Origin of the sequence: Pseudomonas sp. RW3S2, assembly GCF_014268955.1 — a bacterium.
Lineage (GTDB): Bacteria > Pseudomonadota > Gammaproteobacteria > Pseudomonadales > Pseudomonadaceae > Aquipseudomonas > Aquipseudomonas wayambapalatensis.
On the sequence record NZ_JABWRM010000009.1, the window covers coordinates 230015 to 254895 of the forward strand.

Below are 24881 nucleotides of genomic sequence, written 5' to 3' on the forward strand. Positions count from 1 at the left end.
CTCAGTGTTCCGCGAGATTGTAAGTCTCAGAAGCCGAACTAGGTACGCTTATCTTGGTAAGGAGGCATACGACGAAAGCGCTGGCAGCAAGTAGGCCCACCCAAGCCACTGGCCCGTATTCCAGTACCAGGCCGGCAACCGGTGTGGCGGTAGAGGAAATTGAAAGCTGGAATGCGCCCAAGAGTGCCGCTGTTGAACCCAACGCTTTCTCCTGCGATGACATTACCAGCGACATCAGTGTTGACTCAGCAACACCCAGACCAAAAAGTGCGATAGCCATCCCTGTCACCACTCCCGTCAGCCCCACACCTAAAGCGGCTGATCCTAGGGAAATCGTCGCACCTATCGCCATGCATGTAACCCCCAGCATGGACAATTTACCCAGACCTAGGCTGCTCACCATTCTACCGGCGACCATCGCACCGAAGATGATCGTTACACCAGTAGCGCCAAACAGCAGTCCGAATTGCTGAGTACTCAAACCGTAGCTTTCCTGGTACACCAACGTTGCACCGCCAATGTAGGCGAACAGAAAAAAGAATACGGACGACACCGCCAGGGCTGGCATCAAAAATTTCCGATCTTTAGCAATCGCCATGTACGTTTTAAACGCCGCGCCAATGCTCAATGGTGCTCGCTTGTTAGGAGCCAGCGTCTCAGGAAGCGCGAACCAGCTGTTGATCAACACAGCGATTCCGAGAGCCGCCAGCACCAGCATCACTGCCCGCCATCCAAAATGCGCATCCACGAAACCACCCGCAGCGGGGGCAAGGATTGGTGCCACTCCCTCGATGGTCATCAACATGGCAAACAGTTTGGTGGCAGCCACCCCAGTGCTGATGTCACGGACCATGCTCATGGTGACCACGAGTGTCATTGCGCTCCCCAACCCCTGGACAAATCTGAACCCGATCAGAATTTCCAACGACGAGGCCCAAGCAGCGCCAAGGGCGCACGCGGTGAAAATGGCAAGGCCAGCAAGAAGAGGCTTGCGTCGACCATATGCATCAACGATAGGCCCAAAAAGGAGCTGACCCGCCCCCATGGCTAACAAGAAGACGGTAAGCGTTAACTGCACGCTCGCAAAACTCGTCTCAAATTCGCGTGAGATTTCAGGAAGGCTCGACAAGTACATGTCGACTGCTGATGGCCCCAAGGCTCCGATCAAACCTACCGCTACTGCGATGCGAACGGGCACCGGGCAGATTACAGATCCACTCATATAAATGCTCCAGCATTAAAACTACCGACCGGTCGGTCGTGATGCTGGGCGATCCTATTTTCATCAAATTTCATAGTCAAGGAATCTGTCGAAGCATCCTCCGGATTTTGTAACCTAATGATGTAATAGCCTGGGAGAACTGCTCGTTAAGCCTTTTGAGGCAGCTAACCTTCTGTAAAGAATCCAGCTTTGCAGTTGGTCTGCCTTTTGGCACGCAAGCGCAAACGACGGTCACTGTGAGTCATGTATCAGCTGCGCAGCCTGTGTAGTAATCAACGTGCCTCCAACCTTTCCCAGGAAGCCTGTCGATGGCTAATAACGAAAATAACCCCTCCCATCTCTCCAAAACGCTTCGGTGGACTGACGCATTCGCGCTCTCCATGGCGGTCTCTGGTTCTATTTTTGCTTCATTTGGATTCGCGCTCGGCGCCCTAGGCCCTATCGGCGCCTTGGTTTTGTGGGTCGGCTCCGCTGCAATTGGAGCATGCCAAAACTGGATATTTCTTGAAGTCACTGCGATGTATCCCGACAAGCCGGGCGGCATCGCCATGATCGCAACGGAGGGTTGGAAGCGCCGTTGCACGCTGGTTGGTCCCATCGCATCCTTCGGTTATTGGATGGGCTGGTCGGCGGTCCTTGCGATTGTAGGCGTCAGTGCTGGCTCACTGATTCAAGCGCAGTGGTTTGCTGATCAAACGTGGGGCTATCAGCTCGGCTCTGTAAGCATCGGTCTGGCACAGTTCATCGGCGCCGGCCTGATCCTGGTGTTCTGGCAATTCAACCGTCTCGGCGTTCAGATGGCGGCTTCCGTTTCGAAATATATGGGCGTGCTACTGCTGATCCCCATCTTGGTCTTAGCGTTCGCCCCTCTTTACAGCGATGCTTGGAGTTTTTCCCACTTCCAGACTGCTTGGGATCGCCTGCCTGCCACCGACTGGACTACTGGCCGTACCGCTCTGATGTGGCTCTTCCTCATAGCATGGAGTGCTTACGGGACAGAAATGTGTGCTGCATTCGGACCCGAGTACCGTAGCAAGCGTGATATGCGCATGGCGCTCATCACATCCGGACTATATACCGTCGCGGCTTTCGCAGCGGTGGCGTTCAGCCTTGGCGGCTTGGCCGACCAGCAGGCGGCCATCGACAACCCAAATGGTTTCTTTATCGGAGCTTTCGACGCGATTCTTGGCAATGAGTACAGCAGCTTCTTCGTCGGCACCCTATTGGTAGGCCTATTCATGGGCCTCAATGCATCCCTTGCCGATGGTTCACGAGCGCTGTACGGGATGGCGTTAGACGGTTTAACTATTCGCCAGTTGGGCATACTGAACAAGCATCAAGTGCCAGGGCGGTGCATGACCGTAGCCGTGATACTGAACATTGGGATGATTTTCCTCCTCTCGTCTCCTCTAGCCATTTTGGTCACCGCCAACATTGGATACGTTGCGTCCATTTTCTTCGCCCTCAGTGGCTTCTTGTGGCTGCGAAAGGATGCAGCCCATCTGGAGAGACCAGTGAAGCTTGGCCAGGGTTGGATACCAGTTGCTTGGGCGCTGAGCCTGTTGACCGGACTAATCGTATTGGTAGGTGCGGCATCTACTGAACTAGTAGGTTACGGGGGCACAAAGGAATTGCTGATGGGTATCGGTATCCTTCTGCTCTCGGTAGTTCTCTATGGCGTGCGGAAATTGCAAGATCGCCAGCAACCCAACGGCCCGACATCACATAATAGCTTTTGATCTAAGCGGTAAAGGTGACGCGGACCCAGCGAGGACCCGTGTAGCCTGGAAGGCAGGCTAAATATCTTCGTGCCTGCGTAGGGGAGGAATTGCAGAGACCAGATGCCCAATGTGGATCAGCGCCGCCCGGATCTTCGCCGGCTCACTGATGGTCAGGAATTGCAGCATCAGTCCATCGAGAGCCGCGAAGATCGCGATCGCGGCCTCGTTAGCCGTGTCCAGCCCCTTATCCTTCAGCGCCTGCTCCACCGTGCTCATGTAGCTCGAATACAGTTTTTCAACCAGGCTGCGCATTTCTGTGCTACGCCGAGACTCCAGCAGCATCTCGAACTGAAACAGTTGCAGTTCTGGTTCCCGCGAGGCGGAGGCAATGAGAGAGTCGGCAAACGCTTCGTCGAAGTCCGTAATTCTTTCCAGCCCAGATTCACGGATCGATCGCTCAATAGCCCATTCCATGGTAGCTGCTAACAGCCCCTCAATCGAGCCGAAGTGATGGGTAACCAGCGTGTGGTTCACTCGCGCGCGCCCCGCAATCGCGCGATAGGTCACACCGCGTAAACCCTTTTCCGCTACCACATCGATCGCCGCAGCCATCAATGCCTCACGACCTTCCCCATACGGCAATCGACTAGCTTGCTCCGTCATATCAACACTCGCTACAGATCCTAATTCAAGCCGTACCAAGCAAGTGCTTGGGGCGAACCATGCGCAACTCAAGCCGCGATCAGACCGCCGATGGTCGCACAAAACCTAATGCCGGAGCACGTAGGTCGCTCTCACCACCGAAGGCAGTTGGAGGCTTCCTACTCGGGTAGGACGAATTCTGGCCAAAATACCATTGACGGTAAAACTAAACAAACGTAGAGTTTTGACTTAGCAGCGTGCAACGTCCGCTGTCACTGCGGTTATCTACCCAGGCAGCAGCACCTCTAATCCATAACAACAAGGCATAAAAATCATGGCTTTGGCATCTACGCAAGATTTCGTACCAGAAGATCAGTGGCCGTCGGTATCGGTAATGCTGGACGGCTTCGGTAAGCAAACACTCCCAGCATCCTCCGCACTCGCAGGCACTATTCTTCAGGTCGGTGATGAACCTGATGAGTCCGTTGAGTACGTCTTCAAAGATCAGGAGTCGTTAACCTGGTCTGCCGGCAAGGGTGCAGATCACAAGAGCGGCACCGCTCAGTACAAAGCGATTGAAGCTCGCCCCGGAATTTTCATTATCGACTTCGTACGCGGCGCGGGATTGGCTGCTGAGAACGTGACCATCATCCTCGATCAGAATACTGGAGCCGTGACCACGGGCCTTTCGCGCTTCGTGGAAGTCGCAGGCAAAACTAGAGCGGTCACAGATTTCACCTTTGCAAATATCAACGGTGAAGAGATAAAACACGAGCGCTCCGATGGCTTGGTTGGCAAGCGCATCTTCTATCGCTATAGCGACATCGAAACCTACGAGCATATTTACCTGAACCTGGGAACATTCACTTGGCACTGCCTGCGCGGCGGAGAGGTGGGTCTGGCCGATACAGACCACTGTAAAGCCTGGAAAGTCGCAGAAGACCTGTACATCTTCTTCTGGACTGAAAAAGTGATGACTGTGGAAGCCGTCCTGCTGATCGACCTGAAACAAGAGCGATCGATTGGCCGCATGTATGGCTGGGATGACACTCTGAATAGCTTGCTTGTGCTGCCATTCAACTCCCGCCTCAGCGTAATGAACACCACCGTTTATCCTGACGATCACTCCAAAGGCTAAATGAAGGGGGGGTGATGCGGTTCGCTCCCCCCCTGCGGCCTTGGTGCCAACAGGTTCAATGAGGTGGTGACGCAGCAAAGCGCTCTCGCCGCCTCCTCCGGTTCAGAAAGCTCAGGAGGTTTGAATCTTGGATATGCATTTAAGTGGTCGAGTGGTTCTGGTTACTGGAGGCGCTTCGGGCATAGGCCTTGCCTGCGTGCGAGCTATGGTCGATGAGGGCGCGAAAGTACTAATAGCCGATCGAAACGTCGTTGGCGCAAAGATAGCTGGGAAGCTCAGTCAAGAAGGGCACGCCGTGGCGTTTTTTCAGGCTGACATAACATCAGAAACCGACATCCAAAATGCTGTTGTTTACGCTGAGAGTATCTTTGGCCAGCTGGACTCGCTGATCGGATGCGCAGGAATCTCTGGCCCTGTTGGAAGCACCTCGATCGAGATCACTGCGGACGATTGGGATAGGGTGATGGCGATTAATGTCAGAGGCAATTTCCTGGCAGCCAAACACAGCCTCCACTTACTAAGTAAAAGCGAGATTGGCAGCATCGTTTTCCTCGCCTCTGACTCCGCACTGGTCGCTGTTGAGGGGATGGTTCCCTACTGTGCATCAAAAGGGGCAGTACTGATGCTCACAAAGGCCTTGTCTGTAGACCACCCGACCGTACGAATCAATTGTCTCTGCCCCGGCGTAGTAGACACTCCGATGTCGCGAGCCGACCTGGGCCGCCCAGATGGTTTTGAGGGTACTGGCCTACCCGTTATGCAGGCCGAGCAGCTCGCTCGTCACGTGGTCTTTCTAGCATCACCCGTAAGCGCCCCTATCAACGGTACCAGCGTAGTAGCCGACTTCGGATACCTAGCTCGCTCTGCTCTCCCGCCGCTCAAATTCGTTTGAGCGGTCTTCCCTGAGCGGCCGGCAATCACCGAGCACCTTGAGGATTAAAAATGACGAAACGCCCAATAGCAATTGTCACAGGTGGAGGTACAGGCATTGGAGCGGCTACTGCAAAAGCACTCCGTTCAGATGGATGGGACGTAGTGATCTGCGGTCGACGCCTAGCCCCGCTCCAATCCGTGGCCGACGAGACAGGGGCCTTCGCTCTGGTAGCGGACGCGTCGTCAGAAGAGAATCTAGCTCATCTTGTTAATACGACCATTGGAAAATTTGGCGGTCTGAACGGCCTTGTTCTAAACGCTGGAATTGTCAGAGCAGGCCCTGTTGGGGCGCTTTCGGATGGCGACTGGGATGACATGGTACGCACCAATCTAACTGGCCCATTCAAGCTCCTACGTGCTGCAATGCCCCACCTGATCAACTCTCGCGGTGCCATCGTTGGCGTCGGATCTGTCGCGGCACTCAGAGCTACCGGCGAAATCCCTGGCTACAACGCGACGAAAGCCGGTCTCAACATGCTGCTACAGTCAGTCGCGGTTGATTACGGCCCTCAAGGCGTACGAGCCAACACAGTCTGTCCTGGGTGGGTGCGAACCGAAATGGCTAACATGGAGATTCAGGAATATGGCGCTTCGCTCGGTTTGGACCGTGAACAAGCCTATGCCCGCGCAACCTCCTTCGTTCCATCACGTCGGCCAGCAACAGCATCAGAGGTTGCAGACGTGATTGCGTGGTTGCTATCCCCAAAAGCCTCATACGTTAATGCAGCCGTCATACCCGTTGATGGCGGGATGATAGCCGGGGATCCAGGTTCGATTGCGCTCGACCCTCGCATCAACTTCAGCAGTTTCTAGAGAACGTGAGGGCGCCTGGAAAGCGCCCTTTCAAATTTCAGCATGGCCGACAGGGTCATTTACCGACCCAAGACTCGACTTCTTGAGCGCCGTACTCCTGCTTCCATTGCTTCTGAAGTTTGTGGTTTCCACCTTTGGTCTCAATCAGCTCGCCGTTGTGCGGATTACGGTAAACCTTCACATTCCGAGCCTTACGAGTGACCTTTGCTGGCGCGGCTGCTGGGGTGCGGCGTACAGCTTGTGGGTCCAAGATATTAATCACATCGCGGAGGCTGAACCCATATTTCTCCAGCAGGTCTCGAAGCTTCTTCTCGAAATCGATCTCGCGCTTCAGCGACTCATCATTCTTCATGGATTCAAGCTCAGCCAGCTGGGCAGCCAGCATTTGCTCAAGCTTCCGGTATTCGGCCAATCTCGACATGGTGACATTCCTTATGTATGTGGGATGCTGCACCCAGCACGCAGGAATTTTACAGCTCAACGGGTTACAAACAAGTTTGACGCACTGATGGGGCCGCGGGTTACACCCGCTCATATGAAGAGTGCCTCACCGAGCATAAAACGCGCGTTCAACGTCCAGGACTCGCCAAGGATGGCTCTGCCCATCCCGGTCTACCCAGTGTGCCGTTGGTCCAAATTCATTCAGAGCTTCTGCCCTTTCTAACAACAAGGCACAATATTTTTCATAATTCTGAAAATTATTAAGCACAGCGCTTACATATTTTCCGCTCAACTTAAAACCGAATTCTGGATTTTTCTTGGCGATCACAGAATCAATAACTCCGCATGTGCTGGGTGATATGAATGCAAGGATTTTCGATGCGAACGCGAATTTTATCTGTGGCAAGGTGCACAGCACACGTATCGCCTCTCCATATCGAGCGGAGTCAACGAGTGTGATTGCTTCGCGTATCAATCGAACGGCTTGATGGGGTGGTAGGTCAACCAGGCCACGTCGTCTGATGTTCACACCCTTGCGGATAAAGCTCGAACCGTTGATGGCTGTCTGAACTTTGGGTAAAGCACGATTGTGGTTTGCGATGCCGTTGGAGGTTGCGTAATGCCCCCAGTACAGCACACTGAGATAGCCGAGCACGGATTGCTCGTCCTGCGGGGAACGCAACAATTGGTGGTGATATGCGTCCAGCTTTGACGAGGTATTGAACTCTATACAACTGTGCTGGCCGATGGTGCCGGTTAGCGCAACAAAAGGATAGGAATACGCTTCACGGTGTTCTTTGAACTTCATCGAAGCCCCCTCTCGATATGGAGGAGGCACTATGCCATACAGGGAGCTGCTTGTGGCCGATACCTACCTTTTGCAGCAGCATGGTCAATTGTGGGCCCTTCAATCCGATTGGCGTCGCACCTCAATTTCGACGATGTGGCGAGGCGTTCGCCCGTGTCGGGGATCGCCATTGGCGATCGCGACGATACGCTCATGTTCGTCGCCAGCCCACAGACCGACTAGGTCGTACAGGAAAAAGTCCGCGTAAGAGCAACTTGCATCCCGTACCTGAATCGCCACTACAGAGGCTTTGCTTGTATGTAGCTGGGTCAGGTTCCTAACGAGGCGGGCGGGAGCAACCCAGAGTGTGGGGCGCGGTGAGGCCGGCGTCGCAAACAGATAATAAGAGTGCTCTGACTGCGTTAGCATATCCTCGCATTGCCCGAGGTTGATGCCTATCGTCGAACTGAAGCCCTTTCCCGAGCCAGTGCCGCTACGCTTTTTCACCTGTACAAGAGTGGCGCGCTGGATCACCGTTTTGCCCTCGTCCACGATCCGTGTCAGGAACAGCACATCGGCCCCTAGAGGAGCCCCCGCGGCCGTGCGTGCCCCTTCCTCTCGCTTGCTGGGCTGACGCAAACTCACAGACAGGCTTGGATACTTACCCCGCGTCGTCATTGAGAGCTGGTGCAACTGGTCGCTCGCGTTGCTCACTGCCTCACGCGTCAGAGCCAGTAGGCGTGCCGTATGGGCCTCCTCATCCTCCCCCCAAACCGCAGGATACTCGCGGCAAAACTCTTCCTCGACCTGGCTGAGCGCGCTATGGATTACACGCTCCACAGACGGGTCACCCAGCCATGTTCGTGCGCCGACGCTGGGCATCGCAGTGGAACTCTCACTCTGGCTTACCGGCGCCTCCAGATTTAGTGCTCCCCGACTTGACCGCACCAGCCCCATGGCCCTCAGCTGCACATGCCTAGGCCCAGCGCTAGCGAGGCGATTCGAAAAAGCCAGATGCTCCTCGTCATCCAACAATTGCAGAAGTACTGGCTCAACCTCGGCGAACGCCGCCTGCTCAAGCCAAAGGCAGGCGAATTTGAGAAGCCCCTGGGCCAGCTCTGGATCACCCTTCACCTGGTCGAGAAGATCCTGCCGCCAGGCCTCGCGGGCGGCTGGACCCAGTTGGCTCCAAAACGTTTCTCTGCCCCATACCGCGGATGTCAATTCTCTAATGCTTGCGGCCACGCGTTGCTGACCGGATCGGGCGGGGACCCCAATCTCGCACCAGAGCGCAGCAAGCACAATATCCGAGGGTATGTTTTCTCCCAACAATGAAGCTAGCGTTGAACAGGCTTTGGCAACGTTATTCTTGAAATCGTCTTTTTTCACTGTCTTCGGACGGGCCTGCCAATGCAGAAGCAACTTTCGCACATCATCCGCTGCGAGCTTACGGCAGTGCTGAATCAGCCGAGAAAAGTTCGTCGAGTCCGCTCGATCAAGCACCCGCTCGCACGCCCACCGAGATTCCTGGACCTTTGATGAGTTCGCATACAGCGAGAAAACGAGATTAGCGACCTCGCTGCTTGAATTGTCGACATATTTTTCCAGGTGGTCGCACACATACTGCCAATGCTTCTCGACCAACTGCTCGAAGGCCCATCCGTTCTGACCGTGACGGGGAACGACTAGTTGGAGACCTTTAGCGCAATCATCCTTGGACGTATTGGCCACCAGCGCCGCCATCATTTCCCGATCATCCAGAAAGCGAGACCGGTAGGATGAAATGCCATCAAGTAGCCAACTCACCCATGTCGCAGAGGGTGAGATCTCCGCCAGGACGGTTTCACGCAACGCTCGGGGGGAGCCCTGTAACACATCATCTCTGAAGGCCTCTCCGGCGCCATCATAAGCATGCATGTCCAATATAGAAGATGAACCTCTGATCCCAATGGTCCCATGCCCGAGGATTGTGAGGGTCAGTGCTATAGGCCCCTTCTGTGCTGCGTGCTCGAATTTGATCGCAAAGCTCTCACGATCTGATAACGAACTCCATAGCCAGTTGGACATATCGCTCGGTATCTCAGTAGACAAGTGGGCGTAGTCCAGCTGAAGTACGCAATCGCGAACCTCAAAGTAGCGTTCCAGTTGTTCGACCAGCGGCGGAGCCCAATCTGTCAGCGGGATGCAGGCAACTGACAGTTCATTGTCTAAGAAAATCTTCACGCTCAAAGCGTTCTCCCTTTCACTCGCGGCTGGTGTAGATTGGCTGGAAGAAAGGATTCTACTCAGAGACCGCAAGCAGCGCGAATGGACGCCTTCAGCAGATAGCTGCGCTTGAGACTTCTTGATATCGAGATGGTGATGCGTTGGGTGCTTACCGAGGCTCAACCTGCCCCTAGTCAGTGCGCCTTCCTCGGATGAGAAGCCAGTGCATCGAGCTGGTAGTCGTTTAGAGCTTGAAACTGCGACTCGGCAATCTGACGCAACCGTTCGATCTCTTCCGAGGAGGAGCCAGAGGCAACCGCGCTGTGATACCGCCTCATCGCGTCCACAGCGTCGGTGTACATTGGGTGGTCAGGGTAAAGAGGCGGTGCTTTTTTTGCCATGTCGTCATAATCCATCAGTGAATGAGCGACTTAAGCGTGCCGTCTTTCAAAAGCTGAAAATCAACGAGCGCCTGGTAGAGCGAATCCGCCAACAGGTAAAGGCGTTGCACCTCATCCCCTGGAAAGCCCGCAGCCTCCGCTTCAGGAGCAAGCCTGAGCGAATCAAGTGCTTGCTGTATGAGCGGCTCGCCCGCTTCAGCCAAGCCGTTGATGGTACGCTTCACAGCCAAAATGCCCCAGTCTTTTCGATCATCAGTATAGTCCGCCAGGATCGAAGCATGAGCAGATCGCAGCCCTACAGCTCTGCTCAGGCTTTGTTGAGTTGTACTGATGTTATCGGCAGAGCCCCGTATTGGTCAGCCTTCAGGCTTGAAGGCACAATTGCTATGCCAGTGCACCATCACCGGTAATGTATTACCCATCAATCCAATCCAATCCTGCATAGCGGGGCGCATCATTCAGTCCCATCAGGAGTAACATCAAGCCCATCCTAACCTCTGCGGTCATAAAACCTACCACATCCCCTGTTACCGCCCGTAATCTTAAAGTATAGTCAGCCACCCTTCTAGCGTACACCTGAAAACCAATTAATAATTAACCCCATATTATTAAACTCACAAAAACACCATCAAACGCTGACACTCAATCATAACGCCAAGCATTTTTATTATCACAAAAACCATCGAATTTTTTGAGATATTCATCTTCGGGACATGCTCTTTACCCAGACTCTAACATACAACAGGCAAACCCTCTCACATAACACGCAGGAAAACGCTTCAGCTCCATGACAAACTGCCAACGCCCGGGTACAATACTACTCTGCGGAGCACCCTTCGCGTCAACTTCGTGAATTCCTACCTTTCAACAAGGATGTCGTCGTGAAGATCAAAGAGTCGAACAGCCTGCCATTCATCGAGCGCCCCGATCTCTCTCCTTTTCTAATCCATTTAACTAAAAACACTAAAGCTGAGGATGGATACTCTGCTTTCGACAACTTGGTGAGCATATTAAAGACCGGAAAAATATGGGGCAGCACCAAGGAAAAGGGTTTCATTAAGGGCCCCAACAAGGCAGCGTGTTTCATGGACGTCCCATTTTCAGCATTGAAGTACATACTAAATTCAAGCAATACAAAAGTTGATAGCCCACGCTACGAGCCATACGGCATCATAGTCTCAAAGACTTTTGCATATAGGAACGGATGCAGGCCCGTCATGTACCTTTCTAATGAAGAGCTTCGTAAAATTAGCATCCCAAATGAAGAACTCTGGAGAGTTGTGCGTCTAGAAGGAGTAGATGGAGAAGGAATAAATTGGGTACATGAAAGAGAGTGGCGAAGGAAAGGAAATTTCTCCTTACCAACGGACCCTCACACGGTATTAGTAAAAAATATCTCTGAAGCGAAAAAGCTGCGAAGGATACTTCACGAAGAACGCGAAGATTTCAAATCCTTCCCTTCCTCAATCATGCCACTCACAATACTATGCCAGGGACTACCATATATGACGGAATAACTGCCCCCCTAAAGCGCGACCGGGAAGATTGTGGCGAGCATTCCAATAGCAACTCCCTGAACTAAGCATAAGGCTATTAATCAATGAAAGAGCTATCCAACGCAATCCATATAGCAAACCTTTGGGATGCACAAATAAAAATAGATGCGATTGACATACCAAATTGCTTCCAAGATGACGAGGCTTTTTCGCAAGCCCTTTTCAGAGGAAACCTAGCGCAAGATGAAAGCCGTGTAATTAGTGCCCACCTCAAAGCGATCAAAACTCAGCTAAAGAAAGTATTAAACCCCGCCTACGAACTATTCAAAGAAGATGCAGTTCATTTAGAGTTTTGTAAAGGCATAACCACATTCGACCAAATCACCAAATCCATAAAGCTAAAGGGCGGAACTCAGGGCGACAACTACATCGCAAGCCAAAACCTCTATCTATCAGCAATCTCTTCATTTCGCAAGTTTATCCCAAATTTTTATCAAGGGGATCTAGAGCTGTCTCTGGCTCCATTAAAGCTACGGCTTGCCGTCGAGATCTATTTTAAAAATATGATTGGCTTTATAGATGCGAAAACGGAATGCCTGTCAGGTAGAAGGAAAGGAGAGATCAAACCGTATCCGCTATCCATAGCGGATCTATTGAACTTTTTCTCTCATAGAAGATACAAAAAATACGCCAAAATTCCAATGAGCATCGCAATTATTAAGGATATAAATTACTGGTCAAACAACTTAGTCCATACTGGCGTCATTAGCTTCCCATGGCAAACCATGACTGCATTCGACCTACTGAAGCCTCTTTTCTATACGGCAAAAGAAAATGGCGATAGGCACCTCGAAGGTTTTAATTATCTAGATCGTAGTTTTAAGCAGGAAGACCTGACACATGACTTGAATGTCTTCCTGTCTCGCCACAACAATAAAGTTGAAGTCACTTGCCTAAAAAGGACCGACCGTCCGTTAGAGGGTACGTACTATTACCCAGACACTATTATTCCCGCCCAAGTAGCTAGTTAAATAATATTAACATGAACTAAAATCGTATGAAGAAAGTACCAGCTAGCACTTTCCCGCATAGGCAATGTACGAATTCCCGAGAAACCAATCGCCCCCCTCGGAGGGCGGTCGACGTGCCTTGGGGGTTTGCACGGGTGCGGCGTGGCGAGATATGCCCCGGCGCTTTGGCCGGTGACGATGTATCAACCCTTGCTACAGGAGTATTTATATGATGTCGAACGCTGAAAATAGCTATCACGATCAGTGCTGGCAACGCCAAGAAGCGAGGTCAGCACAGCGGAGGCTGACCTCGCCCGCTCAATACAATGGAGGTTGCTTGCTCGCTTGCACCGGGGCCTCTCCCTTCAAAGCAAGCGCAGCGCTAACTGCCTCTTGAGCTATGGCCGCTAAGTCAACCGGCATTGATCGAAGCTGAAGTTGATTCATCGCCTCAAGAGTTTCCACTACAACTCGGACAAGGTTGGGATCGTAATCATCTCGGTTTGCTTCCTCATGTATGCCCTTGTTCAAATAAAGCCAAATATTTGAGGGCGCAGGTACGCCTAGGATAGAGCCAAAACCCTGTACTAACGCAGGCTTATCTTGATGAACAAATGTACGTGCATCATCAAGCCGCTTCTTGATAGCTTCGCATAAATTCCGCAATGCTGGCTCCGCACCACGCCCCGCTATAGGAATGGTCAACTGACCTAGATCGTGCTTGCCAAGCCATTTCCAAACCCTGTCAGTGAGCACCTCAAGATTTTGCCTAGATGCGCCAAGAGCATTCCGCCAATCCCCCATTTCCAGCGCGGCCCGTGCTTGGGCCAGGTAATTGAATGAATGCTCGTTTCCTTTCACCCGAGGGCGGTGATCCCCGATATGAGGCATGAAGTAGTAAGCAGTCCACTGGCCAACTCCAACATGGTTTTGCAGGTCCTTGATAAACTCACTACTATGACATGTCACGATAATTTGAGTTCTTGCGAAGCGTACGCTTTGGAAAATCGCCTCACGGATGCCTTCACGATGCTCCGTGTCAATTGCATTAATAGCATCGTCGAATATTATACATGGAGCTTCAACGTGCAGCGCCTTCGCTAGCAAAATAGCGACTCCCAGGCACCTTACATGGCCTTCGCTAAGGACGTGCAAGGCATCCACATTGGTATTGGGCGCTGCGCGGAAAGCCAGTTCTATACGACTATCCTCATCTAGAGGCAAATGAAGAGCAGCAAGCTTGTCTCCGTCATGATCCCGTTGATTGAATTCGTTATAGATCTCCAACGCGGTAGTGTTGAGCCCCGCAATGAGAGTGCCTGGCAGCTCGGCCCGGAACTGCCTGAGCAAACGCAAAAAATCATCGTAGGCCACCTTGATCCGCTTCTCTACTACAACCTCAGCGGCTTCTCGCTCCACTTCTTGAATAAGTTCTGCGTTCGCCTGATCGAAGCCAGCAATCGTCTGTCTAGCGTCTCTAACTTGGCGCGCTAACTCCATACGTCGGACTTGGAAGCCGGCTATAGCTTGGCTCGCCTGTATGAGTCTCCCCCGCTCTTCAGCCAGTTGCGCTCGGCTAGCAAGCAGAAGGTTCGTCTGCCCGTCTATCCTTTCGCAGTCTCTCGCCATATCAAGTAGTTTTTCTGCCATCGACTGAGACCCATTTGCTTTAACGAAGCTGTCATGCCACCAGGGCCTGGAGTGATCAATACCAGGCGCAAAGAGATAGAGCACACGCTCGTCTTGGCTATCGGCACTGGCTCCGACTCGCTGCGCAAAATGAGTAAGCAGGGATTCTAAAGCCCTAGAGGCATTCTCCCAGATACGCCGACTGCCCACCAGTTCACCCTGTAAGTCCGCAAGCTCGCGTAGCCGAGTAAGTCCCTCCCGGGCGTCTGTGTACGGATTGCGCATAGCACGATAATCACCATTGATCGGCGTGCCGCAGGCTGGGCAGTTATCAGGGTTCGTAGACTGAAGATCCAGTACAGCCTTATAGAGCGCCTGGAACGAAGTTTCGCCAGTCTTAGCTGTAAGTCGCCTCGTGATGTCTTGAAGCCGAATTTGCTGGTTCTCCGCTGCCTGGTAGGCATCAAATAGAGCAGCACTACTGACTCCGTACAGGCTAGGTGTTGGTGCGTCCAGCTGTGTATTTAGGTACTGAAGGCGACCTGGATTCTGATCACTTCCGACTAGCGCAAGAAGGCCTGCGTATGTAAGCCCCTCCGAAAAAGTACTTGCATAAGCAGCCTCATCGATTTGAATCGCCTGAAATGCTTGAGCCTCACCGCCTACCGTTTGGTGGTCACGTTCCAGAGCGCCTCGTCGCGTCACCAATTCCTGCTGCCGAGTTGGGATGAGCCGCAACTGGGCATCCATTGACTCATTAAAATTAGATACGAAGTCATGGAACTGCTGCATACCAAACAGCGATGCTATGAGGTCTTTCTTCTCGCCAGCTGTCTTCGCAGCGATGCGGGAAAAACTGTCGATTCGGTTCTTCTCGATGAAACAGAACCGATGGGCCTCCGAATCCACCTGCACTTGAGAGGACACCCCCGCGCCGCTTCGGACTTCCAACACTGGCGCCGCGAATCGGCCCTCATGCAGATTGGCAAAGTAGCGCTGTGCCGGAATGCGCTTAGCTGAAGCTTCGTCTACAGAACCCAGCAAAGCCAGTTCGAGCGCCTCACATAGGCTTGTTTTCCCACTGCCATTAGGGCCGTAGAACATTGTAATGCGCTTAGGAAAGTTGAAGGTTTCAGGTGCCCTGAAACCTCTGAAAGGCCCTACAGTCAAGCTATTCAATGCACTCCACGACCACGCACCGGTCCGCGTGACATTAGTGAATGCTGGTGGAGCTGCACTGGTTGCCAGCATTGACTCTCTGGCAAGCAGGGCTAAGGTGACTGAGCGCCTGCTCTGACTGCGGGAGCTGGCGGACACTGCCTCAAAATTGCCCTCGATCAGGTTAGCGAGCCGCCGCGTGTCTTCGGTTGCACCGCGCTCCGGGTCATGTAGCCATGCGACAAACTGCTGATAATCGTGTCGAGCGGAACTCATACTGTCCTCCCCATCGGCTATAACCTCGTCAACATGTATAGCCGCGAATCCACACAACCGCCCGCCCCAAGGTCGGCGGGCGCGACCAGTCACGATGACTTCATTGCGCAGCTACGCTAGGTCGCGATCGAAGCTTCCATGAGACGGGCCGCTGATCCTGTCAATGGCCTGGAATTTTCGATATTGTGGTCCACCAAAATTCGTAACTCATCGCAGGTAATCTATCAGTGTTAGCAGTCTTGACCGCCATTATCGCGGCAGCTTCCGCATTACTCGGCGCAGGCTTAGCATCTAGGGCACAGATACGTGCGGCGCGTGAAACTCAAGCGGCACAGTTTCATCTCGAATCTCTCAAAATTGAAGCCGCTACTGACGAAAAGCGGCGCACAGAGATGCTTCTTAACTATGCGGAAGCACACAAAGCTCTGAGTTTCATATGTCGCGAGTATTCGCTTACCTCGCTAGACATCATGGAAAACGCTAAAACCAGCAAGCTTGAGTATGACAAGCGATATCTCGAAAGCTGCCAACGCCTAGACAGCGCCAGAGCAACAATCGAAATATATTTTAACGACGCCTATAGCCTTACAGAAGAAATCTATGGCCAAATGAATATCTTCTGGGGGAATTTCACTGAAGTCACATCCCTCCTTGAGAACGACGAACCCTATGAAAAATATAAAAACTTCCATGAAAAAGCGGCTCAGGCCTCGCTAAGAATTTCAGAATTATCTGCGAAATGCAAAGCCGCAATCAAATCAAAAGCCCAACAGGGGATTCGGTAGCTACAACTGATAGGACATCGTTATCATCGCCGCTACACTTACAAGTCATCAGCATAGTAACCCCACTCTGCAATCATCTCGTCTATTGCCGAAGATATTCTTGACTCCGCCATCAATTCCATTGGCGTAAAGCTGAGACTCACAGCTACCGCCATGGCAAATGGGTCCAACTCGCAAGGCCTGAATGGCCATACCTGGATATTCATTACTGTCTTATCAAAGGGCTCACACCAATCAAATTTATCGACGACATCATTCATTTCAAGCCAATCCTGCATAGAGATAGCATAGGTTCTCCGGCTCCCATCAGCAATCATGGTATGCAGGCTCAGATAGGACTCACCCGCGATCATCAGCCCTGGATGGCTGAAGCATCGAACGCTGTAGGACATTAGTCTTGGAGATGAAACCACGCTCCGCACCCGCTGAAAATCTACCCTACCTCGTTCAAACTCCCAATCGAACCTCTTACGGAGAAAGCACTCAAGCTCAGGGTGGTTGGCCATCACCGTGTGAGAGTGATAGAGGGCCTGGAGCTTCACAGCGCCACCCCGCTCTCCAACCGTCGAATCAGTGTGTAGACCTCATTACACCCCTCAGTCGAAGCGAGAAGTTCAAGTGGGCGTCGATCACCGAGTCCGAGGCACTGCTGATTTACCCAGCTTACTGAGCTACCCTTGAAGAACCAAAGCAAGAGCGCTACGCATTTCACGTAGCTATCTATATAGCCGCTCTTGCTACTGAGAAGTGAGTTGGGCTCACATTTTTCATGATGCAAGTTACAACGGGCACGAAGCCATCCTTGCTGCTCACCAACGCGGCCTTGAGCCCCGCAGACCTCACAAACAAACCCCGAGACCAGCTCAGCAATATCGAGAAGCTGATCAACAACCTCGTCGCCGCCGCGGTGATACACACGCAGCAATCCGAATTTCTCTTTGACTTGGGTAATCTCGATCTTCAATCGCTCCAACTCTGCGTAGCGCTCGACGACCTGAAGGTTTGCTGAAATAAGGTCCAGCCAGCCATTCATGCATTCGAAGGAAAAATCTTCTTCAGCGGCTCGCGGGTTGCCGAAGAGGCTCGAATATCGGGATACGAGTCCTAACTCCAGAGGACGATACATTTAACTGTCCCCCTTAGACCACATGGTCTTAGCTGAGATCTCCGAAAGCTCAGAAGGATAAACTCTGCCATCGGTTAGCTCATATACGTACTTGGGCCCAATCAATCTGATCTCTTTCACCTCCTCCATGAGCCAAGTGTCGCTTCCGTTTAGCCATGGCGGAGAAACCAGCTGGATGCTTCTGATGAAAGCTTCCGGGGCATCCCTGGTCGCTAAGGCCAGCACATAGGGTGCGATCGGTATCATCATCTGCTGCCGGCAGACGACCGCCTCGTCGGCTGTCTCATATGTGACGTAAAACCATTCGTTGTTTGCTGTCTGGGAGATGTATGCCCACTGATGGGTGCCCTCCTCAGGGACGAAGTAGATGCTGGGTTGCAGCCGTGCTTGGTCGTTGGTTTCGAACATATTATTGACCCTATGGTGACCGGGATGAGGGACCTTCTTGGAGAGCCATGAGATCGCCACCACCCCAAAAGCCCGCCCAGCAGGAAAAATAAGCAGAAAAACGCAAAAAAACCCTACAACCGGAATTATAGTTCCTGTTCCTTCGCCAGCGCAACGTGTTGAATACTCGCTTTTAGGCGATTGCGGCATGGACTATAACGAAGCCTTTGGGAGCGTTTTCCGCTCACTGCGCCTCATGAGAGGTCTCACACAGGAGGCTTTTCAGCCCTCTGCAACAGAGCGCTACATTCGCAATATCGAGAAGGCAAAGCAGACACCGACCATCGAAATGGTCCGTGATCTCTGTGATGTTCTGCGTGTAAGCCCAATGACTTTGTTGGCAATAGTTGAAGCGAAACACACCGGCCAAAATTCGGAGGCTTTGATGAAAGCCGCGACTTTGGAACTAAGAAGCCTCAAAAAAACCTCAGGTATTTAATTAATATTATTGACCCCATCTGAATCTTTAGTCGTCCACCAGTTCGACACGCAACCGCACATACATAAAACTCTCCCCATGGGCAGCTAAACGAACTGGGCAAATTTTTTTGCCTCTTCAAAGAGCACGCATCTAAACTTATTTAGCGTGCGAGCCAGGCTGCCGACAGGGCTGATTCATGACGCACAAATTTATATATACGTCACTTTACCCCCAGCGTACCCCCTCCTTCGCAAAGATTCGACAATAGCGTGGCCATCATCTGCTTTTAGCGCCAGCTCCACCAGCTTAGCTAGCGTGCTGTCGACATCAATTTCTCCTTCTAAGTCTGAGAAAAACTCACCTTGCGAGAACTGAAAACTCTTGATTCTGAGTTTAGATGAAACGACCATCAAAAACGCACATACATCTTCTACGCACTCAGCGCCAAATAAAAATCCCGACACCTAAACCTCCTTTTAATTACTTTCTTCTAAATTATATTAATTTGACAACCCACAAAATCGAAACACATCGGAGACAATTAGTCCACCCTAGAAATCGATAACTGACCACCAACCTTTTAACAGGCTTCTTATTCAGCAATTCAAATACCAACCTCAAGCTTCTTATCTCACTCCGTGCAGTCTCTTTAGGGAAATCTTTGCGAAACGTGATTCAAGCTGTCCGTCCGCAGAGACTGGCACTGAGGTGTCCGTTGCGTGTGACAGACCTGTGAACGACGACCTGCTCAAGCTGGCCAAACGCGTCGCGGAACTGGCCGACAGCAAGGACGTCGACGGTATCGTCATTACCCACGGCACCGACACCCTGGAAGAGACTGCCTACTTCCTCAATCTGGTCGAGAAGACCGACAAGCCGATCGTGGTCGTCGGTTCCATGCGCCCGGGCACAGCGATGTCTGCCGACGGCATGCTCAACCTGTACAACGCGGTGGCTGTGGCTGGCGACAAGCAGTCGCGCGGCAAGGGCGTGCTGGTGACCATGAACGACGAGATCCAGTCCGGTCGCGATGTCAGCAAGTCGGTGAACATCAAGACCGAAGCCTTCAAGAGCGCCTGGGGCCCGATGGGCATGGTGGTGGAGGGCAAGTCCTACTGGTTCCGCCTGCCAGCCAAGCGCCACACCACTAACTCCGAGTTCGACATCAAGCAGATCAGCAGCCTGCCACAGGTGGACATCGCCTATGGCTACGGCAACGTGACCGACACCGCGTACAAAGCCCTGGCCCAGGGCGGTGCCAAGGCGATCATCCATGCTGGCACCGGCAATGGTTCGGTGTCGTCGCGCGTGGTGCCGGCACTGCAAGAACTGCGCAAGGACGGCGTACAGATCATTCGCTCCTCGCACGTCAACCAGGGCGGTTTCGTGCTGCGTAACGCCGAGCAGCCGGACGACAAGAACGACTGGGTCGTGGCCCATGACCTGAACCCGCAGAAAGCGCGGATCCTGGCCATGGTGGCCATGACCAAGACCCAGGACAGCAAGGAGCTGCAGCGGATCTTCTGGGAATATTGATCCAGCCATGAGCAAGGCTGCAGGTATGACGGCCCGGCTCACGATGTAAAGAGTAAAGCTGCCGCGATCTCTCCCTAGAGGTTGCGGCAGCCTCATCCTTCGGGGCGGCCTACTCGTGCCAGCCCCTCCAAGCGCCATAGATGCTTTTTGCCTGACACGCTGTTGCGAAAAAACTGACAGTGAAATACTGTACGCACATACAGCAAAACAAGGAAAGCTCCATGGCCAGCCCCGCCGCAGCGCCCAGCAGTTATGAACAACTCGGCGTACGCATCCAGAAGATCATCAACAGCCCCACCGCCCAGCGCAGCCGAGCAGCGCTGATCTTCCGCCTGGAGCACGAGTCCCCCGATGACTGGGAAACGCTGCTCGAGGAAATTGCCGAGAACGACAACGTCACCCTCGCCCATCGCGACGATGGCGGTATTCAGATCTTCTGGACCATCCCCAAAGAAGACTGATCCTTTCCCCGCCCCCTCTTCCACCGAAAGATGATTTGCGCTCGCCCATGAAAAAACTGCTGTCTGCCGTAGCCCTGCTCCTGTCCGTCGCCACTCCAGCGCTCGCCAACCCTCCCGCCACCTTTGCCGAAGCCAAGGTCGTGGCCAAACAGAAGATCTATCTCGACCAGGCCAGCAGCGCCATGGGTGAGCTCTACTGCGGCTGCAAATGGACATGGGTGGGCAAGTCCGGGGGGCGTATCGACCCCGCCTCCTGCGGCCTGCAAGCCCGAAAGCAACAGACCCGCGCCGACCGTACCGAATGGGAACACATCGTGCCGGCCTGGACCCTGGGCCATCAACGCCAGTGCTGGAAGAACGGCGGCCGCGAGCATTGCGCCGACGACGACCCGGTATTTCGCGCCATGGAAGCCGACCTGTTCAACCTGTACCCGGCGGTGGGCGAGGTGAATGGCGATCGCAGCAACTTCAACTATGGCATGGCCTCGGGTGTGGGGCAGCAGTACGGCCAGTGCAAGACCCGCGTCGATTTCAACCAGCGCGCTGCCGAGCCGCGCGATGAAGTCAAGGGCCTGGTCGCCCGCACCACCTTCTATATGTTCGATCGCTATGGCCTGAACATGTCGCGCCAGCAGCAACAACTGCTCATGGCCTGGGACAAGCAGTACCCGGTCACCGCCTGGGAGCGCGAGCGCGACCGCCGTATCGCCGGCATCATGGGGCACGCCAACCCGTTCGTGAGCGGCGAGCGACGCTGGACAGCCGGCTACAAGACCGTCGGCGACGGTGTTGTCAGCAGCCTTGCCGACAAACCTACCAAGGCCGCACCTCAGCCTACCCTGGCCAAGGTCAGCGTGACGGGTGCGATCATCGGCAACCAGAACAGCCACCTCTACCATTTGCCCAGCGGCTGCCCTGGCTACAATCAGGTGTCAGCCAAGAACCAGGTCAGCTTCGAGTCCGAGTCGCAAGCCCAGGCCGCCGGTTACCGCAAGGCCGGCAACTGCCGCTGACCCTCATGCCACCGGGGCGCGGGAGGTCCGCTCGACGGGCAGCGACACGAACTGGCTGACGTCATCCAGGCGCTGCAACTGCTCGCTGCTGAGTTTCACCTCAAGGGCCGCCAGGTTCGACTGTAACTGCACCAGCGAACGCGGCCCGATCAGCGGCAGCGTGTCGTGACTGGCAGCCCAGGCGATCGCTACCTGATCTGCCGGGACGCCATGCTCCTGTGCCACGTCCAGCAGCGCATCGAGGATCGCGCTGCGCTGCGGCGAATTCTCCGGCTGGAACACTTTGCCGCCCAGGCCCTGGGCGCGCCCCGACTCGCCCTGGCGGTACTTGCCGGTCAGCATGCCGCCACCCAAGGGCGAGAAAGTCATCATGCCCAAACCCAATGCCCGACAGGTCGGCAACAGGTCAAGCTCGCATTCGCGGCGCACCAGGCTGTGTTCGAACTGCGCAGCCGCGATGGGTACGGCGCGAGAAAGCTGGGCATAGGTGGCCGCGTGAGCCACACGCCAGGCGGGGAAGTTGGAAAGGCCGACATACAGCACCTTGCCTGATCGCGAGAGGTCTTCCAGGCCACGCAGCAGCTCTTCGGTCGGGGTCACATGATCGGGGAAGTGAGCCCAGTACAGATCGATACGGTCCGTGTTCAAACGCTTGAGGCTGGCCTCCAGGGAGGTGACCATGGCCTTGCGGCTATTGCCGGTGGTCAGCACCCCCGCGGCGGGCGACGCACCCTGGGTGAACTTGGTCGACAGCACCACCTCATCGCGGCGCCCCGCCAGCAAGCGCCCCAGATGTGTTTCAGATTCGCCGAACTGATAGATGTCCGCCGTGTCGATGAGGTTGCCGCCCGCCTCCAGGTAGGTGTCGAACATCGCCTTGCACGCCTCGGGGTCGGCGCCATGGCCCCACGCGGTGCCAAAGTTGCCTGTACCCAATGCCAGCTGGGACAGTCGTAATCCGGTCTTGCCAAAGGGTGTGTAACGCATGAATGCTCCTGAACTGATGAATACCGTTCCAACAGCCGCCAGGAATGATCGCTCCCGGTTGACAGAACATTTGCATATACAAATGTTGCAGGTACAATATTTCACATGAACACACCAATCAAGCCCTCCGGCTGCACAAATCTCAAACTGCGCCAGTTGACGCGCATGGTCACCCGTCACTACGACCAGCACCTGGCTGCCATAGGCCTGAAGAACACCCAGTACGCCCTGCTGTCCCACGTGCTGCGGCTCGGCCCGTTGCGCCCGGGCGAATTGGCCAAGGCCATGCAGATGGAGCCTTCGACCCTGACGCGCAACATGCAACCGTTGGTAGCTCAGGGCTGGCTGACGATTTCGGCAGGCGGCGACGCGCGCAGCCGTGCGGTGCAGATCACCGAGGCAGGGATAGATAAACGCGAAGAAGGTAATCAGGCGTGGCAGGCGGCACAGGATTCATTACAGGATGCGCTGGGGCTGGAACGCATCAGCGCGCTGCATGTACTGATGGATGCGTGCATGACCACGCTCAATGATCCGGAGGCTGAAGCTCCCCCCCTGTAGAATCGGCCCCGTAGCGTAACCAGGCGCTCCTGCGAAGGGCGTGGTGCCATCACGCCAGTGCCAGCAGATAGGCGCTGGCCTCACGATAACGACTCAACCGGGCGATGTCCGCGGGCCCCGGACACAGGATTCGCGAGAGGTCACTATTGTCGGCGAGGTCAGCCAGCTTCACCTCGCGCGCCAGCGGGTCACTGCCCAGGCGCACGACGAAATCCTCGTAGCGCTCACCCTCACGCCGACTCAACGCCAACAGCGCCGCCAGGATCTTCAGGGTGAAGCCTTCACGAGCCAGGTCTGACAGGGTCAGCGGCGTATCCTCCAGCACATCGTGAAGCACCGCGACGATCCGCTGCTCGGGCGTCGAGACCCGCTCCATCACCCGTAGCGGATGCAGGATATAAGCCGCGCCCCCCTTGTCGAATTGCCCTTCATGGGCCCTGGTCGCCACTACGATCGCTCGTTCCAGGTTGGACATGCTCCCTCTCCCCACTCAACCCTCTGGGTACCGACGATGCCCGATGGCAGGCGCATCGGCAAATACACCGTCACCTGAAGCATAGTCGGAAAAATACCGTTCGAGTTCAAAGCCCTGGCGCCAATGAATGTTCAGCGCCAGATCCTTGTCATCACAGGCATGCACACCACAATGCCTGCAACCTTTGCATGAGGGAGAAGCCGTCAGCGCTTGGCGCCATGCTGGATGACGATCGAGTCGGTACCCAGGCGCGCCATGACATCAGCCTTGCGTGCATCCGCTTCGCCCTTTGTAGGGAACGGCCCCATCAGCACCACAGGTTTGCCGTCGCGGTATTCGACCCAGGAGGGAATGCCCTTCTCGATCAGGCGAGCGGTCATGTCGGTGAGTGCGCCCATATTGGGCCCCTGCACCACCTCGACATCCCAGCCTTCCGGGGCCGGCTCGCCAGCCAGGGCATCGGCACGACGCTGCAACTCAGCACCGCCGCAGATCTCACGGATGCGTAGGTTGTTGCCGCTGTCGTCGACCAGGATTTCGTATTGGCCATCGTGCTTGATTGCCACATAGCTGCGATAGGCTTCGAACTGGCCGGCGTCGTCCTTGCCGCGGACCTGGCCGCAGATGGAGCCCTGGGTGTCGATCCGCACGTTGGCGAACTTGGCCGTCTTGGGGTTGTGCAGGTGTTCGGCCACCTGCTTGTGCACACCCTCGACCTCGTTTTCACAGCCCGCCAGGGCCAGCACCGCCATTACCACCGCCAGTTTGCGCACGCGTTCATCTCCCGATTCGAAGGGCCGGATTCTAGCATGGCGGGTCGGGAGCGCCGACGGCCAGGCTGTCGCAGGGCGTGTCACGCCCAGGCCGGTGTTTCCTGAGGCGAATGCAAAAAGGGCGATCCTTTTGGATCGCCCTTTTTGTCGATTTGGTAGGCACAATTGGACTCGAACCAACGACCCCCACCATGTCAAGGTGGTGCTCTAACCAACTGAGCTATGTGCCTGTCGTGTGGTGCGCATATTAGTGATCGATCGCACACCTGTAAAGCGTTTTTTCTCAAAAAAATCAAAAACTTTGCAGACCGGATCAAAGCCCGGACGCAAAAAAGGGCGATCCTTGCGGATCGCCCTTTTTGTCGATTTGGTAGGCACAATTGGACTCGAACCAACGACCCCCACCATGTCAAGGTGGTGCTCT

The 24881-nt window shown here is 54.3% G+C and carries 26 protein-coding genes, 1 tRNA gene and 1 pseudogene; 11 read left to right on the forward strand and 17 right to left on the reverse strand.

Annotated elements, in window-relative coordinates; translation table 11 throughout:
• Position 1: 1 nt before the first annotated feature.
• Positions 2–1222 (reverse strand): multidrug effflux MFS transporter, encoded by a 1221-nt coding sequence (locus HU748_RS15345; RefSeq protein ID WP_186720967.1) that lies wholly within the window; start codon positions 1220–1222, stop codon positions 2–4.
• 308 nt (positions 1223–1530) lie between these two features.
• Between HU748_RS15345 and HU748_RS15350 the strand changes: the two genes are divergently transcribed.
• Positions 1531–2961, forward strand: a complete 1431-nt coding sequence (locus HU748_RS15350; RefSeq protein ID WP_186720969.1) for an APC family permease — start codon at positions 1531–1533, stop codon at positions 2959–2961.
• A gap of 57 nt (positions 2962–3018) precedes the next feature.
• On the opposite strand, the gene HU748_RS15355 is transcribed toward HU748_RS15350, so the two are convergent.
• A complete protein-coding gene (locus HU748_RS15355; protein ID WP_186478091.1) occupies positions 3019–3606 on the reverse strand; it encodes a TetR family transcriptional regulator in 588 nt (195 codons plus the stop codon).
• A 313-nt stretch (positions 3607–3919) separates the two neighbouring features.
• On the opposite strand from HU748_RS15355, the gene HU748_RS15360 reads away from it, so the two are divergent.
• Both HU748_RS15360 and HU748_RS15365 read left to right on the forward strand, forming a co-directional pair.
• Positions 3920–4723 carry a MoaF C-terminal domain-containing protein gene (locus HU748_RS15360; RefSeq protein ID WP_186478090.1) on the forward strand — a complete coding sequence of 268 codons (804 nt, stop codon included), beginning with the start codon at positions 3920–3922 and terminating at the stop codon, positions 4721–4723.
• Positions 4724–4856: 133 nt separating this feature from the next.
• Complete coding sequence (locus HU748_RS15365; protein WP_238343379.1) at positions 4857–5615, forward strand: SDR family oxidoreductase; 759 nt, start codon at positions 4857–4859, stop codon at positions 5613–5615.
• Positions 5616–6524: 909 nt separating this feature from the next.
• On the opposite strand, the gene HU748_RS15375 is transcribed toward HU748_RS15365, so the two are convergent.
• From HU748_RS15375 to HU748_RS15395, 5 genes are all read right to left on the reverse strand, one after another.
• Positions 6525–6890 carry a histone-like nucleoid-structuring protein, MvaT/MvaU family gene (locus HU748_RS15375; RefSeq protein ID WP_186478087.1) on the reverse strand — a complete coding sequence of 122 codons (366 nt, stop codon included), beginning with the start codon at positions 6888–6890 and terminating at the stop codon, positions 6525–6527.
• A 126-nt stretch (positions 6891–7016) separates the two neighbouring features.
• Positions 7017–7718, reverse strand: coding sequence for a hypothetical protein (locus HU748_RS15380; RefSeq protein WP_186720975.1), 702 nt, complete (start codon positions 7716–7718; stop codon positions 7017–7019).
• A gap of 99 nt (positions 7719–7817) precedes the next feature.
• Positions 7818–9926, reverse strand: a complete 2109-nt coding sequence (locus HU748_RS15385; protein WP_202885230.1) for a hypothetical protein — start codon at positions 9924–9926, stop codon at positions 7818–7820.
• 170 nt (positions 9927–10096) lie between these two features.
• The gene (locus HU748_RS15390; RefSeq protein ID WP_186720977.1) at positions 10097–10303 is read right to left on the reverse strand and encodes a hypothetical protein; all 207 of its coding nucleotides are present in this window, start codon (positions 10301–10303) and stop codon (positions 10097–10099) included.
• Positions 10304–10317: 14 nt separating this feature from the next.
• Positions 10318–10527, reverse strand: a complete 210-nt coding sequence (locus HU748_RS15395) for a hypothetical protein (RefSeq protein WP_186720979.1) — start codon at positions 10525–10527, stop codon at positions 10318–10320.
• A gap of 657 nt (positions 10528–11184) precedes the next feature.
• On the opposite strand from HU748_RS15395, the gene HU748_RS15400 reads away from it, so the two are divergent.
• On the forward strand, positions 11185–11820 hold the full coding sequence (locus tag HU748_RS15400; RefSeq protein WP_186720981.1) for a DUF2971 domain-containing protein: 636 nt from the start codon (positions 11185–11187) through the stop codon (positions 11818–11820).
• 83 nt (positions 11821–11903) lie between these two features.
• Entirely contained in the window at positions 11904–12830 is a 927-nt protein-coding gene (locus tag HU748_RS15405; protein WP_186720983.1) for a hypothetical protein, read from the forward strand.
• A gap of 297 nt (positions 12831–13127) precedes the next feature.
• Here the strand turns inward: HU748_RS15405 and HU748_RS15410 are convergent, their stop codons facing one another.
• Positions 13128–15617, reverse strand: a complete 2490-nt coding sequence (locus tag HU748_RS15410; RefSeq protein WP_238343370.1) for an AAA family ATPase — start codon at positions 15615–15617, stop codon at positions 13128–13130.
• A gap of 482 nt (positions 15618–16099) precedes the next feature.
• On the opposite strand from HU748_RS15410, the gene HU748_RS15415 reads away from it, so the two are divergent.
• Positions 16100–16657: a hypothetical protein gene (locus HU748_RS15415; protein ID WP_186720988.1), complete on the forward strand. Its 558-nt coding sequence runs from the start codon at positions 16100–16102 to the stop codon at positions 16655–16657.
• Positions 16658–16695: 38 nt separating this feature from the next.
• Here the strand turns inward: HU748_RS15415 and HU748_RS15420 are convergent, their stop codons facing one another.
• The 3 genes from HU748_RS15420 to HU748_RS15430 all read right to left on the reverse strand — a co-directional run bounded on the left by HU748_RS15420 (position 16696) and on the right by HU748_RS15430 (position 18191).
• The gene (locus tag HU748_RS15420) at positions 16696–16917 is read right to left on the reverse strand and encodes a hypothetical protein (protein ID WP_186720990.1); all 222 of its coding nucleotides are present in this window, start codon (positions 16915–16917) and stop codon (positions 16696–16698) included.
• A gap of 278 nt (positions 16918–17195) precedes the next feature.
• A complete protein-coding gene (locus HU748_RS15425; protein WP_186720992.1) occupies positions 17196–17783 on the reverse strand; it encodes an antitoxin Xre/MbcA/ParS toxin-binding domain-containing protein in 588 nt (195 codons plus the stop codon).
• Positions 17784–18191, reverse strand: a complete 408-nt coding sequence (locus tag HU748_RS15430) for a hypothetical protein (protein ID WP_186720994.1) — start codon at positions 18189–18191, stop codon at positions 17784–17786.
• Between the two features lie 37 nt (positions 18192–18228).
• Here HU748_RS15430 and HU748_RS15435 point away from each other — a divergent pair, with 37 nt between their 5' ends.
• The gene (locus HU748_RS15435) at positions 18229–18669 is read left to right on the forward strand and encodes a helix-turn-helix transcriptional regulator (protein ID WP_238343371.1); all 441 of its coding nucleotides are present in this window, start codon (positions 18229–18231) and stop codon (positions 18667–18669) included.
• A 191-nt stretch (positions 18670–18860) separates the two neighbouring features.
• Here the strand turns inward: HU748_RS15435 and HU748_RS15440 are convergent, their stop codons facing one another.
• Entirely contained in the window at positions 18861–19115 is a 255-nt protein-coding gene (locus HU748_RS15440; RefSeq protein WP_186720996.1) for a hypothetical protein, read from the reverse strand.
• 271 nt (positions 19116–19386) lie between these two features.
• On the opposite strand from HU748_RS15440, the pseudogene HU748_RS15445 reads away from it, so the two are divergent.
• The 3 genes and pseudogenes from HU748_RS15445 to HU748_RS15455 form a co-directional block, all read left to right on the forward strand.
• Positions 19387–20187: pseudogene (locus tag HU748_RS15445) on the forward strand (asparaginase domain-containing protein); the annotation flags it as partial.
• A gap of 221 nt (positions 20188–20408) precedes the next feature.
• Positions 20409–20648: a DUF1654 domain-containing protein gene (locus tag HU748_RS15450; protein WP_186669077.1), complete on the forward strand. Its 240-nt coding sequence runs from the start codon at positions 20409–20411 to the stop codon at positions 20646–20648.
• A gap of 47 nt (positions 20649–20695) precedes the next feature.
• Positions 20696–21661: an endonuclease gene (locus tag HU748_RS15455; protein WP_186669075.1), complete on the forward strand. Its 966-nt coding sequence runs from the start codon at positions 20696–20698 to the stop codon at positions 21659–21661.
• A 3-nt stretch (positions 21662–21664) separates the two neighbouring features.
• Here the strand turns inward: HU748_RS15455 and HU748_RS15460 are convergent, their stop codons facing one another.
• The gene (locus tag HU748_RS15460; RefSeq protein WP_186720998.1) at positions 21665–22648 is read right to left on the reverse strand and encodes an aldo/keto reductase; all 984 of its coding nucleotides are present in this window, start codon (positions 22646–22648) and stop codon (positions 21665–21667) included.
• A 105-nt stretch (positions 22649–22753) separates the two neighbouring features.
• On the opposite strand from HU748_RS15460, the gene HU748_RS15465 reads away from it, so the two are divergent.
• Complete coding sequence (locus tag HU748_RS15465) at positions 22754–23209, forward strand: MarR family winged helix-turn-helix transcriptional regulator (RefSeq protein WP_186721000.1); 456 nt, start codon at positions 22754–22756, stop codon at positions 23207–23209.
• Positions 23210–23258: 49 nt separating this feature from the next.
• Here HU748_RS15465 and HU748_RS15470 read toward each other — a convergent pair whose 3' ends face one another.
• The 4 genes from HU748_RS15470 to HU748_RS26460 form a co-directional block, all read right to left on the reverse strand.
• Positions 23259–23684 carry a GTP pyrophosphokinase gene (locus HU748_RS15470; RefSeq protein ID WP_186669069.1) on the reverse strand — a complete coding sequence of 142 codons (426 nt, stop codon included), beginning with the start codon at positions 23682–23684 and terminating at the stop codon, positions 23259–23261.
• Between the two features lie 203 nt (positions 23685–23887).
• A complete protein-coding gene (locus HU748_RS15475; protein ID WP_186669068.1) occupies positions 23888–24457 on the reverse strand; it encodes an SPOR domain-containing protein in 570 nt (189 codons plus the stop codon).
• Positions 24458–24610: 153 nt separating this feature from the next.
• Positions 24611–24687, reverse strand: a tRNA-Val gene (locus tag HU748_RS15480).
• A partial coding sequence (locus HU748_RS26460) for a hypothetical protein (RefSeq protein ID WP_238343372.1) occupies positions 24665–24881 on the reverse strand: 217 nt, incomplete at its 5' end. The genes HU748_RS26460 and HU748_RS15480, both read right to left, overlap by 23 nt.